Origin of the sequence: Dyella tabacisoli (genome assembly GCF_003350925.1) — a bacterium.
In the GTDB taxonomy this organism is placed as follows: Bacteria; Pseudomonadota; Gammaproteobacteria; order Xanthomonadales; family Rhodanobacteraceae; genus Dyella_C; species Dyella_C tabacisoli.
The window spans coordinates 556,625-574,538 of the sequence record NZ_KZ857173.1 but is presented as its reverse complement, the minus strand read 5'-3'; the positions used below and the strand labels follow the sequence as shown (position 1 = coordinate 574,538).

At 60.8% G+C, this 17,914-nt stretch carries 21 protein-coding genes; 17 read left to right on the top strand and 4 right to left on the bottom strand.

All coding sequences use genetic code 11. The features are described 5' to 3' along the window. The first annotated feature begins 22 nt into the window (after positions 1 to 22). The 9 genes from DVJ77_RS02310 to DVJ77_RS02275 all read left to right on the top strand — a co-directional run bounded on the left by DVJ77_RS02310 (position 23) and on the right by DVJ77_RS02275 (position 4,912). Entirely contained in the window at positions 23 to 541 is a 519-nt protein-coding gene (locus DVJ77_RS02310) for a DUF2589 domain-containing protein (protein ID WP_114843827.1), read from the top strand. A 194-nt stretch (positions 542 to 735) separates the two neighbouring features. Further along, positions 736 to 1,413 carry a DUF2589 domain-containing protein gene (locus tag DVJ77_RS02305; protein WP_114843826.1) on the top strand — a complete coding sequence of 226 codons (678 nt, stop codon included), beginning with the start codon at positions 736 to 738 and terminating at the stop codon, positions 1,411 to 1,413. Positions 1,414 to 1,515: 102 nt separating this feature from the next. After that, complete coding sequence (locus DVJ77_RS02300) at positions 1,516 to 1,776, top strand: hypothetical protein (RefSeq protein WP_114843825.1); 261 nt, start codon at positions 1,516 to 1,518, stop codon at positions 1,774 to 1,776. 22 nt (positions 1,777 to 1,798) lie between these two features. Next, entirely contained in the window at positions 1,799 to 2,302 is a 504-nt protein-coding gene (locus tag DVJ77_RS02295; protein ID WP_162791333.1) for a hypothetical protein, read from the top strand. After that, positions 2,302 to 2,472 carry a hypothetical protein gene (locus tag DVJ77_RS20995; RefSeq protein ID WP_162791332.1) on the top strand — a complete coding sequence of 57 codons (171 nt, stop codon included), beginning with the start codon at positions 2,302 to 2,304 and terminating at the stop codon, positions 2,470 to 2,472. Before DVJ77_RS02295 ends, DVJ77_RS20995 begins: the two co-directional genes overlap by 1 nt. Further along, a complete protein-coding gene (locus tag DVJ77_RS02290) occupies positions 2,469 to 3,227 on the top strand; it encodes a hypothetical protein (RefSeq protein ID WP_114843823.1) in 759 nt (252 codons plus the stop codon). Before DVJ77_RS20995 ends, DVJ77_RS02290 begins: the two co-directional genes overlap by 4 nt. A gap of 34 nt (positions 3,228 to 3,261) precedes the next feature. After that, positions 3,262 to 3,603, top strand: a complete 342-nt coding sequence (locus DVJ77_RS02285; protein WP_114843822.1) for a hypothetical protein — start codon at positions 3,262 to 3,264, stop codon at positions 3,601 to 3,603. Further along, positions 3,590 to 3,898, top strand: coding sequence for a hypothetical protein (locus DVJ77_RS02280; protein WP_114843821.1), 309 nt, complete (start codon positions 3,590 to 3,592; stop codon positions 3,896 to 3,898). The genes DVJ77_RS02285 and DVJ77_RS02280 overlap by 14 nt, the downstream gene beginning before the upstream one ends. A 297-nt stretch (positions 3,899 to 4,195) precedes the next feature. Beyond that, positions 4,196 to 4,912, top strand: a complete 717-nt coding sequence (locus DVJ77_RS02275; RefSeq protein ID WP_114843820.1) for a LuxR C-terminal-related transcriptional regulator — start codon at positions 4,196 to 4,198, stop codon at positions 4,910 to 4,912. 41 nt (positions 4,913 to 4,953) lie between these two features. On the opposite strand, the gene DVJ77_RS02270 is transcribed toward DVJ77_RS02275, so the two are convergent. Together DVJ77_RS02270 and DVJ77_RS02265 are read right to left on the bottom strand one after the other, a co-directional pair. Continuing rightward, a complete protein-coding gene (locus tag DVJ77_RS02270) occupies positions 4,954 to 6,207 on the bottom strand; it encodes a tetratricopeptide repeat protein (RefSeq protein ID WP_114843819.1) in 1,254 nt (417 codons plus the stop codon). Then, positions 6,207 to 7,700 carry a helicase HerA-like domain-containing protein gene (locus DVJ77_RS02265; protein WP_114843818.1) on the bottom strand — a complete coding sequence of 498 codons (1,494 nt, stop codon included), beginning with the start codon at positions 7,698 to 7,700 and terminating at the stop codon, positions 6,207 to 6,209. Before DVJ77_RS02265 ends, DVJ77_RS02270 begins: the two co-directional genes overlap by 1 nt. Positions 7,701 to 7,826: 126 nt before the next feature. On the opposite strand from DVJ77_RS02265, the gene DVJ77_RS02260 reads away from it, so the two are divergent. Next, the gene (locus DVJ77_RS02260) at positions 7,827 to 9,317 is read left to right on the top strand and encodes a transglycosylase SLT domain-containing protein (protein WP_114843817.1); all 1,491 of its coding nucleotides are present in this window, start codon (positions 7,827 to 7,829) and stop codon (positions 9,315 to 9,317) included. Positions 9,318 to 9,365: 48 nt separating this feature from the next. On the opposite strand, the gene DVJ77_RS02255 is transcribed toward DVJ77_RS02260, so the two are convergent. Together DVJ77_RS02255 and asd are read right to left on the bottom strand one after the other, a co-directional pair. Beyond that, positions 9,366 to 9,809: a hypothetical protein gene (locus DVJ77_RS02255; RefSeq protein ID WP_114843816.1), complete on the bottom strand. Its 444-nt coding sequence runs from the start codon at positions 9,807 to 9,809 to the stop codon at positions 9,366 to 9,368. A 116-nt stretch (positions 9,810 to 9,925) separates the two neighbouring features. Beyond that, complete coding sequence (gene asd / locus DVJ77_RS02250; RefSeq protein WP_114843815.1) at positions 9,926 to 10,774, bottom strand: archaetidylserine decarboxylase; 849 nt, start codon at positions 10,772 to 10,774, stop codon at positions 9,926 to 9,928. A gap of 92 nt (positions 10,775 to 10,866) precedes the next feature. On the opposite strand from asd, the gene prmB reads away from it, so the two are divergent. The 7 genes from prmB (at position 10,867) to DVJ77_RS02215 (ending at position 17,869) form a co-directional block, all read left to right on the top strand. After that, entirely contained in the window at positions 10,867 to 11,790 is a 924-nt protein-coding gene (prmB, locus tag DVJ77_RS02245; RefSeq protein WP_114843814.1) for a 50S ribosomal protein L3 N(5)-glutamine methyltransferase, read from the top strand. Positions 11,791 to 11,824: 34 nt separating this feature from the next. Next, positions 11,825 to 12,370, top strand: a complete 546-nt coding sequence (locus DVJ77_RS02240; protein ID WP_114843813.1) for a GNAT family N-acetyltransferase — start codon at positions 11,825 to 11,827, stop codon at positions 12,368 to 12,370. Positions 12,371 to 12,433: 63 nt separating this feature from the next. Further along, positions 12,434 to 13,534: a chorismate synthase gene (aroC, locus tag DVJ77_RS02235; protein WP_114843812.1), complete on the top strand. Its 1,101-nt coding sequence runs from the start codon at positions 12,434 to 12,436 to the stop codon at positions 13,532 to 13,534. 73 nt (positions 13,535 to 13,607) lie between these two features. Further along, positions 13,608 to 13,835 carry an NAD(P)-dependent oxidoreductase gene (locus DVJ77_RS02230; RefSeq protein WP_318530896.1) on the top strand — a complete coding sequence of 76 codons (228 nt, stop codon included), beginning with the start codon at positions 13,608 to 13,610 and terminating at the stop codon, positions 13,833 to 13,835. A gap of 204 nt (positions 13,836 to 14,039) precedes the next feature. After that, positions 14,040 to 15,068, top strand: coding sequence for an aspartate-semialdehyde dehydrogenase (locus tag DVJ77_RS02225; protein WP_114843811.1), 1,029 nt, complete (start codon positions 14,040 to 14,042; stop codon positions 15,066 to 15,068). Between the two features lie 16 nt (positions 15,069 to 15,084). Then, positions 15,085 to 15,381: a hypothetical protein gene (locus DVJ77_RS02220; RefSeq protein WP_162791331.1), complete on the top strand. Its 297-nt coding sequence runs from the start codon at positions 15,085 to 15,087 to the stop codon at positions 15,379 to 15,381. A gap of 154 nt (positions 15,382 to 15,535) precedes the next feature. Continuing rightward, positions 15,536 to 17,869, top strand: coding sequence for a motility hub landmark protein FimV (locus tag DVJ77_RS02215; RefSeq protein WP_114843809.1), 2,334 nt, complete (start codon positions 15,536 to 15,538; stop codon positions 17,867 to 17,869). The last annotated feature ends 45 nt before the right edge of the window (positions 17,870 to 17,914 follow it).

Genomic DNA, 17,914 nt, shown 5'->3' with positions numbered 1-17,914 from the left:
AACAGGCTCTCAAGGATTTTCTATGGCTACCTCGCTCAACGATCTCATCAAAGCCCTGGCCGGTGCGGTGATCGAAGCGCAAGACCGCGTTACCCAGCATCAGACGGCGCTGCTGCGTGATTATTTCGATGCCGATAATCGGCCGCACAGCGTCACGATTCGCTTGCCCTCGGCGCATCCGCAGGCGGACGAGAACGATGAGGATCTGTATCGCGTGCCGTTGCTTTCCCTGGTCTCGACCAATGTGTTGCACATCAAGGATGTCGAAATCAGTTTCGATGCCGATCTTGGCGAGATGACGGAGCAGGCGCCGCCACCAGGCGATAACGGTGCGGCGCCTGCGGCGAATTGGACCGCGCATCCTTCGTCGCCGCGCACGATCGTCGGCATCGACACCCAGGCGGCAACCGCCGGACGCAGGCAGGGCTCGGTCCACGTGGTGATGCGCGTGGAGGGAGCCGAGCCGACGGATGGGGCGGCACGGCTTATCAATCACCTCGCGCAGAGCCAGGGCGTATTCAAGACGATCAAGGTCAGTTGAGTATCGTCAAAGGACATGGGCGAGATGCTTTTGGCATCTTTCCGGTGAGTCGAATGCGGTCTGCGCATTCGGCAAGCGCGGCCTCGGTGTTTGGCAAGCCGTAGGTCGTAGTGGGCCATGGTGGCTCGCGCCAGTGCGGTGGTTAGAGCCACGAGCACTGTTTGTAGTTCGACATTCACCGAAGGAGAAACATCATGGCTGACGAACTCGTCAACATGTCGAGCCAGTTCAAAGGGCTGCCGATGCAAGACTTGATCGGTGGTCCGTTGAGCGCGGCTTGCGAAGCGCAGATCAAGCTGGCCAATGCTACCGCCGACTTCATCAAGCTCATCGGCTTTTTGCCGCCGGCGGCCGGCGGTAAGGACCCGAACGCGGTCGGCGCCACCCGCACTGCATTGTTTCGTTTCAAGCGCCCGGTAGACAACCCGCAACCCGGTCCCAACGGCTCGCCCATCGCTGAGGAAGAGGTCGAGTTGGAGGTTCCGTTGCTGGCGATCGTAAAGGTGCCGAACTTGAGCATTACCAAGGTCGATGTGAATTTCGAGATGGAAGTGAAGTCGTCTTACACCGAAAAGTCGTCGTCGGATATGTCGGCCTCGGCCTCGCTGGACGCGTCCATCAATTGGGGTATTTTTTCGGCCAAGGTGCATGTGCAGGGCTCCGTGGCTACGCATAAAGAAAATGCGCGTACCTCGGATAATTCCGCCAAGTACACCGTGGCCGTGCATGCCGAAGACGGTGGCATGCCCGAGGGTCTGGCACGTGTGCTCGACATCCTGCAGACCGCTTGCGCACCGCGCAAGATCAGTGCGCCCGTAGCGGTAGCTGCAACGCCTGCACCGGCGCCGGCGCCCGCGCCCTCAGGCACCTGAGCGTGACGACGTCGATCAGCAGGGTTTGATGGGTTCGTTATCCGCTTGTTGTAAAGATTCAAATGTAGGGCCATCCCATACGCCGCCGTGGAGATCGTCGCGATGTTCGACCTGACCGAAGTCAAGTTCATCAAGCGCATCGTGGTAGGTAATGACAATCCCAATCAGTTGCGTTCGGAGGCTCAGATCGAAGAAGCCCGTGAATTGCTCAATCGCTGTCTGTCGGAAAGTCCGAAAGGCTCGATTGTCGGCATCGAGAAAGGTTTCACGATCCTGCAACTCGGCGAGCACCAGGTCGTATTGCAGTGGCTTTGCTATCACGTTGGCTTTCCGCGCAAGCCAGCGTGGTTGACCGGAACCTAGGGTCAATGTCTGCAAGATGCTCATGTACGCAAAAGCATCGCGGATACCAGGCTCACTGGCGCTCACGCTGATGCACCCCGTCGCCTTGAATGGGAGAACTTGGGTGGCCGAATATGGTTTCGATGAATGGCTGCAGACGGTTCAACGCGCCGTATGCGATGCGCAAGAAGCCATAAGACGCGGTCATGCGCGGGCGATGAGTGCGATGTTCGACAACGCTCCGCCATTTCGGGTCGAGCCGCTCGACACCAACGATGCGATGTCACCGCTGGTCATTCCTCTTGCTCAGTTTCGGCCGCACCGTATAGCGCAGATCGCAAGTCTGGAAATAAGTATGGATTGCCAGATGTATCGCCGGCGCACCCGAGCCGGTGATGAGCGTGTCGTTGTACGCGTCTGGCGAGGTCGCCGCCGCCGTGCACCACATCAGTTGTGTATTCGCTTTTCTGGAGTGGACGCTGTTGATGGAGAGGTGCGCGTGAATGGCCTGCTGTTACGAACCTTGCCGGTGAGCGAGGAGGCGTAATGGCTAGAAAGATCGAATTCGTGATGTCGCCGCAGGATTCGCAGCGCCTGGTGCAATTGATGGGCGACTCGCTGAGAAAGCCCTCGTGGCGGTATCGAACATGCGTGGCCGTCGTGCTGGCGATCGCGCTGCTGCTTGGCTTACTGATCGTTCTTAGGAGTGGAGCATGAAAATGATTCGGACCTGTACGAACCTCTATGCGGCACTGAGCATGGCGTTGGCATGGTTAGCTATACCGATGACATCGATAGCTGCCGACGCGGTGCTGCATAGCCGGTCGGGTGCTTGGGCCGGCCAGGCCTATACGGGGCAGCGGCCTGTCGCTGTGACGCTGCTCTTGACGGAAACGTCGAATAAGTTGGCCGGCAAATTGCATTTTGGTTCGCCGCGCAATTGCGAGCTGCGCATCAAGCAGATATCAAGAACCGAGGATCTCGCTCTGTTCAGCGCCGATGACAGCAACGGCGGCAGCTTTTGCAACGCTTTATTGACCAGGCAAATCGCTATGCAGGGGGCGGCGAGTGAGGCCACTGCCACGCTAAGTCTTGGCGATCAAGGGGATGTCTCACTGATGCGAGCGGAGCAATACGCCAAGCTCCCTATCGACGCGACCTGGGAGCGAACATCCACGGATGGCCCCGCCATCGCATTGACGGTGTCTCTGGATGCCTCGCGCCCAGGTGGCGATGCCGGCACATGGAGCTATGCCGGTGTACGTAGGTGCAACCTGGCCTTGGAGTATGCCGGGTCATACGGCGATAGCGAGTACCTCGCCTTTCGCCGGTCCAATGGCGGGCTATGCAATCAATTTCTGGATGGCTACGCCCGGCTGACGGTGGGCGACGATGGAACGCTTGGCTACAGCCTGTTTTCAGACGGCAACGGTCTTCTGGAGAGCGGGGTGTTGCGTCGCGCCGGGTATTGAAGCGACGGCGCATTGATGGCGACGAGGTGGCTATATGGACGACTTCAAATTAATCGATGTGTGGGTGCTTCTTGCGGGTGTGGGTGGGGCGGTGTTGCCGGTAGCGTTACGCCGGCAAACGCATTTCAGTGATGCGCTGGTACAGATTCTTTGCGGCGTTTTGACCGCTGCGTTTTTGGCGCCAGCCGTCATTACCTACTTCTTTCCGCAGGCGACACCGTCGGTGCAGTCGGCGCTTACTTTTCTTATCGGGTGCTTCGGCCCTAATTTTGCAGTGCTTACGCAGCGTTGGATGGATAGCAATGGAGAGGCGTTGATAGCTCGTCTGTTCGGTCGTTTCTTTGATCCTGGGAGAGGGCGTGATGATCGTGCTTGATTTCATTCTTGCCGGCCTGGCAAGTATCTTTTCCATGTGGGGCATTGCTGACCCATCGCTTTCACGTGCGATTCGCTTGAGTTGCAGTGTGATTGCCGCCGGTGCGCTGCTTGATACATTCGCCATGCTCAATGACCACTATCTATGGGTTGCCATCGGTGAAGAGGTCGTGTGGCCAAGCCGGCTTTTTCTGCATGCCGGACCGGCGCTGCTGATCTTCTGTTTTCTGCTGAACAAGCGACATTCCGGCGGTCGCGAGGCCGGGGTTTTGAGGCGTGAGCGCGGCGTGCCCTAGGCACGCGTGGCCTCAGGTCGGTGAATGCATGTTGTCGCCGGCCTTTTCTCCATATAGGCGTCGAAGCGGATTCCTTGAATCGAACCGTGCCTATGGCGGTAATCAGCAATCTGGCCACAGAGGCCGTCACGGCGATCAACAAACGCAGCAGTGCTATGGCATTGAGGCGGGTTTTGTCAGGGCCGCGAGTTCGATGCAAGGACTCATGAGGATGCATCGGTCGATTCTTGGCCGTTCACGATAAGCGCCGGGCGGCGGTCGTGAACAGGCTCTTAGGGAAGATTTCGGGGGGAATCCGTGATACGCATTGTCGTAGCCGATAGTCGCGGCCTTGCCCGCGAGGGTCTGACATCGCTGTTTGCGGGCCATGCAGAGATGCTGGTGATCGGGCAGGCCGACAATGGCCTAGATAGTGTCCGCTTGGCGGTTGAGCATGAGCCCGATGTGGTGCTGATGGACATTGCCTTGCCCTTGCTCAATGGCATCGAGGCGACCCGGCGCATTTTGGCGCGCAGTACGCGCACTCGAACTATCTGCATCGCGGCGGATCGTTCGATTGCACGCATTCGTGCCGCTTTCAATGCCGGGGTATCGGGCTATTTGTCCGATAGTTGCAGTTTCAGAGAGTTGCTCGATGCCATTCATGCGGTATGCCTGCAGCAGGTCTATCTCAGTCCAGGCATTGCGCATGTGCTGGTCAATGACTATCGCGCGGTTCAAACCGGTGGCGTGGGTCAGGCGACGGCCTTTGTCCTGCTGACGCCGCGCGAGCGTGAAATTACCCAGATGCTTTCCGAAGGCCATTCGACCAAGGATGTCGCGATACGTTTGCACGTCAGCGAAAAAACCGTCGGCACCCACCGCGAACACATCATGCAGAAGCTCAACCTGCGCGGTATCGCCGAGTTGACTCGCTACGCCTTGCGCGAGGGCCTGACTTCGCTGGAGATTCCCGATCACGCCACCGTGCAGCCGGCGCCTGTGAGTATGTTGAGGCGGGTTCGATGTGTTTGAGATGTGTCGTCGCGGGCCGCTCAGAGATTTTGAACCGGCTCTTATGAATGCTGCGCTTGCAGTTGCCGCGCCAGCGCATCGATCTCGCCACGTAGCGGATGATCGGGCCATGCCGTGCGCAACTTGCCGAGCAGCACGATAGCTTCGGTAGGTTGATCGAGGCGTTCGCCGAGCTGTTGTGCGGCGAGCAAGCCATAGTGCGGTGCCTTGCCGTCGCGGGGCCAGGTGGCGAGATAGCCCCGGCAAAGTTTCAGCGCCAGCCGGCTCATGCCCAGGCGTGCGGCGAGGTCGGCCAGCTCACCTGCGTTGCGGGGATCGTCGGGCAGAAAGGCCGGGTCGATCTCGCCGCACTCTTGTACCAAGCCCAGTGCGCGGCGCGATTCGCCGCTCACCATCAAGGCGGCAATCCAGATCTGGCCATGCACCAGCAGCCCGTCGCGCAGGCCTTGGCGTTGCAGCAGCTTGCGGTAAGCCAGGTGTATCGATGCGGGGGCACTGCGGTTTTGCAGCCTTGTCACCAGCAGACCGATCGCCTGTTGCGGATGCTGCGGAGCTAGTTCGTCCACTTCGGCGAGCAATTGCTGGTCGGCATCTTGTTTATTCTCTTCGACCAGGATCTGGGCCTCTGGGATAAGGCCGAATTGCTCGTGACGTTGATGAATCATCGCGCCCATCAAATGAAAGCCGAGCACGATGAGATAGGTATAGGCGAAGGCAAACAACGGTATGGCCAGCAGCTTGGGCAGCATCGCCGTGAGAACGGACGCGATCACGATCAAGACGACCAGCAGTAGATTGATGGCGACCGGAATCAGGTAAGCCATGCCGAAGCTGCTGATGATCCGCCACCAGTTCAGCGGGTTGAGCGCCAGCAGCACATTGCCGTCGAATGCCATCGACATGTCGATAGCAGGAAAGGTCAAGGCCAACAGAACCAGCAGCACCCATAGCAGGTGTAGATGAAACAGCGCGGTGAACGCACACAGCAGGACGGCCAGAATATGGATGAAGGTGAGTCCGCGGCCGCTGGAGTCGTTGCCGTGGATGCTGACGTCCGGCGGGTCGGCATAGCCGTGCGCGGTATGCAGCATGCAGTCGGCGGCGTAGCGCCAGGTGGCGGCCCATACCAGGATGCTGGCGAGTGAGCCGATGAAGCCCGGCAACAGCACGACGTAATGCGATATCGCCAGCGCAACGCAGGTGGCTAGTGCGGCGCCGCGCAACGGGTAACTGAAGCCGTTGCCCAGGCGCTCGGAGAACGGGGTGTCTGCCGCAACGGTTTCGACCCTTCGCATCACCGTTTTCCGCCGAAGATGCCGCCGAGCACGCCGCGCACGATCTGTTGACCTAGGCGCGTGCCGACAGTGCGGCTGGCGGATTTGGCCATGGCCTCGATCATGCCTTGGCGGCGGCTGGTACCGAGCAGAGCGTCTTTGATCGCACCACCCCAGCCTGATGTTGCGCTAGCGGCGGTGGCTTCTTTGTCGGCAGATAGATCGGCAGCTTTGTTTTCCGCGCGTTTAGCGAGAATTTCAGCCGCCGACTCGCGATTGATCGCCGTATCGTATTTACCGCCGACCGGAGAGCGTTGCCGCGCCGTGGCGCGTTCGGTTTCCGAGATGGCGCCGATACGTCCGGTGGGCGAACTCACCAGCACTTGCTCCACCGGCGTCGGTACGCCGCCATCGCGCAGCGTAGAGGCCAGCGCCTCGCCGACAGCCAGTTGGCCGATGACCTCGCCCACTTTGATTTTGGGATTGGCGACAAAGGTTTCTGCCGCTGCCTTTACGGCTTTTTGATCGCGTGGTGTAAAGGCGCGCAAGGCGTGTTGGATGCGGTTGCCGAGCTGGCCGAGGATATTGTCGGGTACGTCGTCCGGGTTTTGCGAGCAGAAGTACACGCCGACACCTTTGGAGCGGATCAGCCGAACCACCTGCTCCACCCGTTGCTGCAGGGCCGCGGGTGCGTCGTTGAATAGCAAGTGTGCCTCGTCGAAGAAAAACACCAGCTTGGGTTGTTCCAGATCGCCGACTTCCGGCAGTTGCTCGAACAACTCCGATAGCAGCCACAGCAGAAAGGTGGAATACAGACGTGGCTTCAAGATCAATTGATCGGCTGCCAGAATATTGATGACACCACGGCCGCTCATGTCCTGCCGCATCAAGTCGCTTAATTCCAGCGCCGGTTCGCCAAAGAACTGGTCGGCGCCGTCCTGTTCGAGCTTGAGCAGATTGCGCTGAATCGCCGCGATGCTTTGCGTGCTGATAAGGCCGTACTGGGTCGAGATGTCCTTGGCGTTTTCAGCGGCGAAGCTGAGCATCGCGCGCAGGTCGGGTAGATCCAGCAGTAGCCAGCCCTGGTCGTCGGCGACCTTGAAGATCACCTCCAGCACGCCTTCCTGAGTGTCGTTGAGTTCGAGAATGCGACCAAGCAGGGTGGGACCCATCTCGCTGATGGTGGCGCGCACCGGGTGGCCGAGCTTGCCGTAGATGTCCCAGAAGATCACCGGATTCGCTTGCGGCTTCCAATCGCTCAGGCCGAGGCTGGTCAGGCGCGCTTTCAGCTTGTCGCCCGGCTCGCCTGCGGCCATGGCCAAACCCGCCAGATCACCCTTGGCGTCGGCAAGAAAGCAAGGCACGCCAAGTTTCGAGAAGCCCTCGGCCAGCACCATCAGCGATACCGACTTACCGGTGCCGGTGGCGCCGGCGATCATGCCGTGGCGGTTGCCGTAGCGAGGATCAAGGCTGACACTCGTGCTTTGATTGCGGCCGATCAGGATGTCCGTCATCGCGTTTATCCGAGGGTGATTGAGCGATTGTAGCGAAGAGCCTGTTCTTAGACTCTGTTCGGTATTCTCGTTGAGTCGGCAGGGAACGCCGGGTATGGTGGTCGTTTTCTAGACAGGGATGCTTCCATGCCAGCTATACGTCTTCGCCTGCTTCCACTCGCCGCAGCGTTGGTCTTGCTCGGTGCTTGCGCCAGCACGGGCACCGGCGCGGGCAAAGTATCCCCTCCGGTGGATGCGCTCTATGGTCAGCTCGATCAGGCGAGCAAAGGTTATGAGACAGCCTTGCAGCAAGCCCGCGAGGGCGATAACCAAGCCTCGCAGCAAACCTTGACGGCAGCGCTGGATCAATTGAAAGGAGCCGCCGCGCATTGCGGCAATACGCCTGGCTGCGACCCGCAGCGATTTTTCTCCGTGTTCGATCGCTTATTGCGCTTGAAGAATGGTGGTTTCTTTGCCGATGACGATAGCGCCGTGCCGATCGAGCGGACAGCCGAAGGCAGCGCTGGCGGAAAGACCGGGGCGGCCAGTTTGTCCGAGGCGCAGCGCAGTGTGACCTTGCTGCGTGGGCAGCAGTTGTCGGAGCTGATCGCAATGAACGGCCCAGTCAAGGCGGCGCTGGAAATGTGGCTGACCCAGTGGCGTCCGAATTTGATGGAGGCCTACGTCAACTATCAATACATGCGTTACCAGATGTGGCCGGAATACCAAAAGCAGGATCTTCCCGAGGCGGTGCTGTTCGGCATCATGGCTAAGGAGTCCGGTGGCAAGGTGCATGCAGTGTCGCGTTCCGGCGCGGCCGGGCCGTTGCAGTTCATGTATGCCACCGGCATGCGCTTTGGCCTGGTCAATGACGATGGCTTTGATTTGCGCTACGACCCGGCCGCCGCCGCGCGCGCGAACGCGGAGTACCTGGACGAGCAGCTCAAGATCTTCAACAACAATCTCGAACTCACCCTGGCGGCCTATAACGGCGGCGAGGGCCGCATGCGCCGGATGGTCGGCGACAACACGGCGGTGAGCTTCTATGACCCGAAGATCTATAGCCAGCTTTCGCCGGAAACGCGGGCCTATGTACCGGCAGTGTTGGCGGCGGCGTGGCTGTTCTTGCATCCCGACAGCTATAACCTGCGTTTCCCCAAGCTCGATGTTTCGCCGGGCAATATCACTTTGAAGCGGCCGGCTTCGGTGTCCGAACTCACCGTATGCCTGGGTTCGGCTGGCGGCATGAGCAACGGCTGGTTTCGCATTTTGCGCAATCTCAATCCACGGCTCGATCCACAGATGGCGCAGCCGGCCGGTACACGGTTGGAAGTGCCCAAAATGCTGGAGAAGGTTTATGCCGTGCGTTGCACCGACGGCCCCTGGCCGATTCTTGCCAACGACTTGCATACGGCAGTGCTTCCGACGGTAGCCTCGGCACCCGTCATGCCGGCAACCGTGGTTAAAACGTCAGCGCCGGCCAAGCCCCGCAGCTATACCGTCAGGCGCGGCGACACCTTGACCAGCATCGTCAATAAGCTGGGCTGCTCGGATGTGGAGGAGGTGGCCAAGATGAATAGCTTGAGGCACCACAACATCAGCATCGGGCAGAGTCTGCGCGTACCGGCTTGCCGTTGAGACGCTGACGCGGTGGGGGTGATCCCCCATCGCGTTCAAGGCTGGGATTCAAGCCGCAGCGGGCGAGTTCATCCAGGCGTCGGTGCTGTCACTGCTGTCGTTGCTGTGTGCTTCTTTCAGCTCTCGCAGCACTCGCGTCAATTGGCGATAGTGCGGCTGCAGGCTGGTGTAAGGCGAGTCTTTGGTCTCGTGATAGGCCACGGCCAGCCATAAGGCGATGCCGCGCAAGGCAACTTCGGGGTTTTCCGAGCGGGCGCGAGCGAAGCCGATCGTGGTGCCTTGACCCCAGGCGCCGTAGCGTTCATCCGGGGGCGTGCCGTACATATGCGGGAAATCACTGCGCGAGGCTTGACCGATTTCGCGCAGCGCCAGTGCACCCAGCCGTGACCGGCCGCGCTTGGGTAATGCGTTGATAGTGCGCTCGATGTCGCGAAACTGTTTGCTGAGTTGACGTGCGCGATTCATCGCAATGAGTTGGCTGAGGAGGCCCATGTATTTTCTCGGCGTGACTTAAGGGGAGTCGAGCGCATTGCTAGCGAACAGCTTAGCCATGCTTTGCGCAAGAGAGCGCCAAGAAGGTCACAAAACGACAAAATGCGTCACATTGACTAGGCGATTGTGCGCAGACTCCCTAGTCGCTGCCCGACCTGCACCGGTTGCTGCGGTTGCAGGGCATCGAGTTCGCCCAGGCTTTCGGGCAACAGCAAGATCACGGTGGAGCCCATATTGAATCGGGCCATCTCGGCGAACCGCTCCAGGTTGATGTTCTGGCCTTCGAACGATTTGCGCCGAATGCCGCTGGCGTAGGGTGGGATCACCAGGCCGTCCCATACGGTGGCGACGCTGGAAACCAGGATCGCGCCGACCATCACCACGACGAAGGGGCCATGTTCGCCCTCGAAATGGCAGACCAGGCGTTCGTTGCGGGCAAACAGTCGTGGAATCGCCGCCACCGCGAACGGTGCCACGCTGAAAATGCGCCCCGGCACATGCACGGTTTCTTTCAAGCGACCGGCCAGCGGCATGTGGACCCGGTGGTAATCACGCGGCGACAGGTACACGGTGGCGAAGCGGCCGTTGCGATAAGGCGCGGCCGAAGCTTCATCGCCAAGCAATTCGGCGGCGGTGTAGTCCTGGCCCTTGGCCTGAAAAATGCGTCCCTCGACAATCGCGCCCGACTGGCTGATCCGGCCATCGGCCGGGCAGAGCAGGGTGTTCGGATCGGCATCGACCCGGCGCGCATCGGCCCGCAGCTTGCGGGTAAAGAACGCATTGAAGTGTTGATAGGTCAGCGGATCAGGTTGTGCGGCCTCGGCCATATTGACCTGATAGCTATGCACGATCTTGCCGATCAGAAAGTTTTTCCACGGCACGAAGGTCCAGCGGGTAGCCCAGTAAACGACACGGGACAAGGCGCGGTGCGGCAGGATGTATTGGAGGAATACGTTAAAAGTCATCTCCCCAGTATAGAGCGCGGCCGCGATTAATCCGATTCGCCATGCGGCATCGGCCGCTATACTTCGCAACCCCCTAGCCGAACTGTGCCGCCGTGACTGCCGAACTCGCCTCCATCATCGACTTCATCCGCTATGGCGCCAGCCGCTTCTCGGCTGCCGGGCTCACTTTTGGGCATAGCCACGACAACCCGATCGACGAGGCGACGCATCTGGTGCTGGCCAGCCTGCATCTGCCGCCGGACATCCCGCCGGCCTACGGTGCCGGCAAGCTGACCACGGCAGAGCGCGAGCGCGTGTTGGCGCTGATCGAGCGCCGCGTCAACGAACGCCTGCCGGTGGCTTATCTGGTGGGCGAGACCTGGTTCGCCGGTTTGAAATTCAAGAGCGACCGCCGCGCCCTGGTACCGCGCTCGCCGATTGCCGAGCTGATCGAGTCGGGCTTTGCGCCGTGGATGGACCATCGCCATGTAGAGCGCGCTTTGGATCTATGCACCGGTTCGGGCTGCATCGGTATCGCGATCGCCGAATACAACCCGGAATGGCAGGTCGATATCGTCGACATCAGCGACGAGGCCTTGTCGCTGGCGCGCGAAAACATCGTATTCCAGCACGTCGAGGGACGGGTCGAGGCGATCAAGTCCGACCTGTTCGACGGGCTTAAGGGGCGTCGCTACGATTTGATCGTCTCCAATCCGCCTTATGTCACCGAAGACGAATACGCCGCACTGCCGGGCGAGTACAGCCATGAGCCCAAGCTCGGCCTTACCTCGGGCACGGATGGCCTGGATATCTGCCTGCGCATGCTCGACGAGGCGGCTGAATACCTCACCGATGACGGCCTGCTTATCGTCGAGGTGGGCGAGAGCGAGCACGCGCTGGCGGCCTTGCTGCCGCGGGTGCCGTTCGTGTGGATCGAATTCAAGGTCGGCGCGATGGGTGTGTTCGCGCTGGAGCGGCGCGATCTGTTGGAGCATGCCGAGGTCATTCGGGCAGCGGCCCAGGCGCGCAGCGCTTGATCTGAATATCTCCAGCGAGGCTGATTGAGTTCACATGGAATTCACCACCTCGCGCCTGCTGCTCGATGCACTAAAAGAAAGCGATGCCGACGCGCTATTTAGTTATCGCGCCGATCCGGCGGTAGCTCGCTTTCAGGGTTGGCGACCGGCGTCGATCAACGACGCGCGCGACTTCATCGAGACTCAAGCCAGCATCGTGCCGAACACGCCCGATAGCTGGTTGCAGCGGGCGATTCGTTTGCGTGAAGGGAATGTATTGGTCGGCGATCTCGGCCTGCACTTTCCGGCGGATGCCGACGATTCGATTGAATTCGGGATCAGCCTCGCGCCGCTCCACCAAGGCAAAGGGTATGCGAGCGAAGCGTTGCGCGCGGTGCTCGCGTGGAGTTTTGGCGAGTTAGGCCGGCGGCGCGTGCATGCCTCGGTCGATCCGCGCAATCACGCGAGCATCACCTTGTTGCGGGCCATAGGTATGCGGCAGGAGGCCCACTATGTGAAAGCTTTTCAGTTGCACGGTGAATGGGTCGATGACGTCATCTTTGTCATGCTGGCGGACGAATGGCATTTGAAGCGCGATTGACGCAGACCGGCAGGGCATCATCGCGTTAATCTGTGCCCGATCTCCTCCAGGCGATGACTCCCCGTGTCCAGCAACTCCTTCGGCAAACTGTTCACTGTCACCACATTCGGCGAAAGCCATGGTCCGGCCATCGGCTGCGTCGTCGACGGTTGCCCGCCAGGGTTACCGATCAGTGAGGAGGAATTCCGCTCCGATCTCGATCGCCGCGCCACCGGTAAAAGCCGCCACACCTCGCAACGGCGCGAGGCCGACGAGGTGGAAATTCTCTCCGGTGTTTACGAAGGCAAGACCACCGGCACGCCGATCGCGCTGTTGATTCGCAATACCGATCAGCGCAGCAAGGACTACGGCGACATCGTCAACACTTTCCGTCCCGGTCACGCCGATTACAGCTATTGGCAAAAGTACGGTATCCGCGATCCGCGCGGTGGCGGGCGTTCGTCCGCGCGCGAAACGACGATGCGGGTGGCCGCCGCGGTGATTGCCAAGAAGTGGCTGGCCGCGCGTTATGGCGTGCGTGTGCGTGGCTACCTGGCGCAGCTCGGCGATATCGCGGCAAGCACCTTCGACTGGGCGGCGGTGGAGCAGAACCCATTCTTTTGGCCCGACGCGGCGCAAGTGCCGGTGCTTGAAAAAACGATGGACGCGCTGCGCAAGTCCGGCGACTCTGTAGGGGCGCGTGTCAACGTTGTCGCCGATGGCGTGCCGCCGGGTTGGGGCGAGCCTATTTACGGCAAGCTCGATGGCGATCTGGCCAGTGCGCTGATGTCGATCAACGCGGTCAAGGGCGTGGAGATTGGCGATGGTTTTGCCGCGGTCACCCAGCATGGCAGCGAGCATCGCGATGAAATGTCGATGGACGGCTTTGCTTCCAATCACGCCGGCGGCATCCTTGGTGGAATCAGCACGGGACAGGCGGTTACCGCCTCGATCGTACTCAAGCCGACATCGAGCATTTTGATTCCGGGCCATAGCGTGAACCTGGCCGGCGAGCCGGCCGAGGTGGTGACCAAGGGGCGCCATGATCCTTGCGTCGGCATTCGTGCCACGCCGATTGCCGAGGCGATGATGGCGCTGGTGCTGATGGATCATGCGCTGCGCCATCGCGCGCAATGTGGCGATGTCGGCCAGATCACCCCAAGAATCCCCGCAGAACGGCAATGAGTGTGAGGCAGAAAGTCTGGGTGTTGCGCTCTAAGAGCCTGTTTACGGTCTCCGAGTAGCCCACGGGGAGCCTTTGAACAGGCTCTTACGCGAAGGACGCCTGTGCGCGGCGGCCTTGGATGTCTTCGAGGGCGAGCCGGCGGTGCATCCCGATCTGCTGGGCTTGAGCAATGCCTTGCTTAGCCCGCATCTTGCCAGCGCCAGCGAAGACACTCGCCACGCGATGGCCCATCTGGCCGCCGATAATCTCATCGCCACGCTGGGGCATGGTCCCAGGCCGGACAGCCGCCAACGCCGTTGAATAGATCAGGCATCCCCGGACATACCGGCACCTGAGTTCATGCGGCATACTGCCTGGCCGTGTGCCACAAAGCGTGATGTGACTCACAGCAGCACGGATTACGTATTGTTTTGCCTGCTTTCCCGGCTAGATTTCCGCTGTTGCGGATATCGGTGCGGTGATAGCGGTTTCCTCTACTGAATATCTACTTACCGAAGCCGGATCATGAGCAAGAAGAGCAGTTACAAGGTGGCGATTGTTGGCGCGACAGGCGCCGTGGGCGAAACCCTGCTGGCGATTCTCGCCGAGCGCGAGTTTCCGATCAGCGAGCTGGTGCTGCTGGCCAGCGAGCGTTCGGCCGGCGAAAAGATCGATTTCGGCGATAAATCGATCACCGTGCAGAACTTGGCCGATTGCGATTTCAAAGGCGTGGACATCGCATTCTTCTCGGCCGGTGGTTCGGTCAGCCGCGAGCACGCGCCGCGCGCCGCCGCAGCCGGTGCGGTGGTGATCGATAACACCTCGGAGTTTCGCTACCAGGACGACATCCCGCTGGTCATCAGCGAGGTGAACCCGCATGCCATCGCGCAGTACACGGCACGCGGCATCATTGCCAACCCCAATTGCTCGACCATGCAGATGCTGGTGGCGCTGGCGCCGATTCATCGCGCCGTGGGCATCGAGCGAATCAATGTCGCCACTTATCAATCGGTGTCGGGCGCTGGCCGTTCAGGCATGGAAGAGCTAGGCAAACAGACCGCCGCGCTGCTCGGTTTCCAGGAAGTGGAAACCAAGAAATTCCCCAAACAGATCGCTTTCAACGTGATCCCGCACATCGACGACTTCCAGCCCAACGGCTACACCAAGGAAGAAATGAAGATGGTGTGGGAGACGCGCAAGATCTTGGAGGACGACTCCATCCAGGTGAACCCGACGGCGGTGCGCGTGCCGGTGTTCTACGGCCATGCCGAGGCCGTACACATCGAAACCCGCGACAAGATCACCGCCGAACAGGCGCGCGAGCTGTTGGAGCGCGCCGAGGGTGTCGTGGTACAGGACGAGCGCAAGGCCGGCGGCTACCCGACCCCGGTGGGCGACGCGGCCGGCCACGATCCGGTATTCGTCGGCCGTATCCGCGAGGATATTTCGCACGAACACGGCCTGAACCTATGGGTGGTTGCCGACAATATCCGCAAAGGCGCCGCGTTGAACGCCGTGCAGATCGCAGAGCACTTGATTGAAGCCTACCTTTAATGAGGATGATCTTTACATGAGATTCACCGTAATGAAGCTTGCCGGCTTGGTGTTTGGCTTGTGCGTGGTGGGTGCCGCCTGGGCGGATGGGGCATCCAAGCCCGTATCCAGCGCCAAGCAGGCGAAGATCGAACAGCAGTTGGCCCAGCGCAACGCCGAGATCGAGCAACTGCGCCAGGACGTGAAAGTACAAGAAGCGAAGAGTCGGGAGACCGACCAGCGGTTGCAGCAGCAGGACCGCACTATGGCCGATTTACGAAAACAGCTAAGTGCGTTGAACGCCGCCCCCGATGCAGGCCAAGGACGCCACTGAAGGGAGAATGCGCTGCAGCAATGTAGTGTAAACATCGGCCACGGCTATTGTTGATTGGCTTTTATCTAACTAAAGTGACGCCTCGTTCCGGGTCGCCGCCGCTATTGGCGGCGATCTACAAGAAACGTCATGGGGTCGTTCGGGGGAGCAAGCGATGAATCGTTCGTTGAAGCTGTCGGTGCTGCTGGCGCTTGCATTGGGTAGCAGTCAGGCAGTAGCGCTGGAATTGGGCCAGATCCAGATCAAATCCGCACTGGGTCAGCCTTTGCTGGCCGAGATTCCGCTCAATCCCGAGAATCCGGCTGAGCTGCAGAATCTCACGGCCAAGCTGGCTTCCAGTGACGCCTTTGCCCAGGCCAACATCGCCGCGCCCACGGTCCTGTTGCAATTCAGTGTGGTCGATGGCGCCAACGGCAAGAAAGTGATCCGGGTTACCAGTAGCGCACCGATCAACGACCCTTATCTGGATTTATTGGTTGAAGTGAATAGCGGCGCCAACAAGAGCGTGCGTGAATTCACCGTCTTGCTCGATCCGCCGTCTACGCCAGCACAGGCCCCGATCGCCCGTGCGCCCACAGCCGCCCCGACGCATACGCGTACACCGCGCCAGGCTGCGCCGGCAGCGGATGCCGACACGACCGTTACCCGCAGTCGCAAAGCACCTGCGGCAGCGAAATCCGCCACCGCACCCGCCGAGAGCGCTGGCGATGGCAAGCTGGGTCCGGTCGAGCGTGGCCAGACCTTGTCCGGCATCGCCCGCCGCGTCGCGCCGGCCGGGGTCGATGTCAATCAGATGCTGGTCGCGCTGAAGCAAGCCAACCCGGATGCCTTCTATCGCGACAATATCAATGCGCTGAAAACCGGCGCCGTACTACGCGTGCCCAGTAAAGAGGATGCCCAGGCGCTGGCCACTGCCGCAGCCATGGCCGAAGTAAGCCGTCAAAACAGCGACTGGCGTGCCGGTGCGGCCAAGGTGCCGACCACGGTGGCCGACGCCGGTACCCGTCCATCCGCTTCCTCGGCGCCGACCAAGAGCGCCAATACCTCCGATCGCCTGGCCCTGGTGCCGGCAAAAGACGGTGGCGCGACCGCCGCCGGCAAGGGTAGCAATGGCGGCAAAGCCGACTCGGCTGCGCTGCATCAAGATTTGCTGCGTAGCCAAGAGACGCTGACCGCGCTGCAACAGCAGGGCGACGAGCTGAAGTCGCGGCTTAAAGATTTGGAAGACATCAACGGCAAGAATGAGCGCCTGTTGTCGTTGAAAGACAACGAAATCGCCGAGTTGCAGCACAAGCTGGCCGAAGCGCGTAAATCGGCGGGTACACCGGCACATGTGGAAGACAAACCGGTAGTGGCCACCGCCTTGTCCGAAGCAAAGCCAGCCAGCGTCGCCGCTGCCGCGCAACCTGCGGTGGCCGCAAGCAGCCATGCCGCAGTGACTGCCCCGCTCGCCGACACCCCGGCACATGCAACCACCACAACGGCTGCCACCGCCGTAGCCAGTACCGCAGCCGCACCACCCAAGCCTGTGGCGGCAGCCGCGGCCAAGCCGGCGCCGAGCAAGCCAGCGCCAGCACCTGTCGCGGAAGAGCCCTGGTATATGCAGACCTGGGCCTGGGCTGCCGGTGCCGGTGCTGTCGTCGTACTGGCCTTGCTTGCCTTGCTGGGCCGCCGCCGCAAGCCTGCGGTCGTGGCTCCAGCGGCGAATGGCTCTTCTTTGGCCGACCGCTTTGGCGCGATGCCGGTGGGCGGCGCCGATCCCGATCAAGACGAGTTGCTCGACCAATTGGCCGAACATCCCGATGACATCGGTCTGCACCTGGAGCTGGTCAGTCTCTACTACGGCCGTCGCGACATTGAGCATTTCGAAGCCGCCGCCGAAGCCATGCACGCACATATCTCCAATCCACAACAGTTGGAATGGCAAGACGTCGTGAGCATGGGCGAGGACCTGGTGCCGGGGCACCCGCTGTTCACGAACACCGCCCCGCAGCCGCCGCAAAGTGCCGACGAGCACGCAGCGCTGCATCATTTCGATCTGGATAGTTACTCGACTGACCAGGGCCTGGGGATGCCGCCGGTCAAGCCGGCGCCGCTTCCTGCGCATGACGCCCCCGCGACGGTCAGCGAATATCACTTTGGTTTCAATCTCACGCCGACTCCACCGGAGTTGCCGGTCGCTACTAAGCCGGTTCAGCACGAACCTGTTGAGCCGATCGCTCCAGCGCCACAACACGAGCGCACAAGCTGGCAGTTCGCCGATGAGCCGGCGGATGCACCGCATGCGGCCAGCAGCGCGGCGAGCAAGGAGCCGCACGAGTTCGGTCATTTCAGCGATGACCCGGCCGATACCAAGCTCGATCTGGCACGTGCCTACCTCGATATGGGCGACCCCGATGGCGCCCGTTCGATGCTGGAAGAGGTGCTGCATGAAGGTAGCCAGATGCAGAAAGACACCGCGAAGCGCCTGCTGGCCGACCTGCACTAATCGCAGCCGATGCATGGTTATTCGTCGGGCCGGCTTTATGCCGGC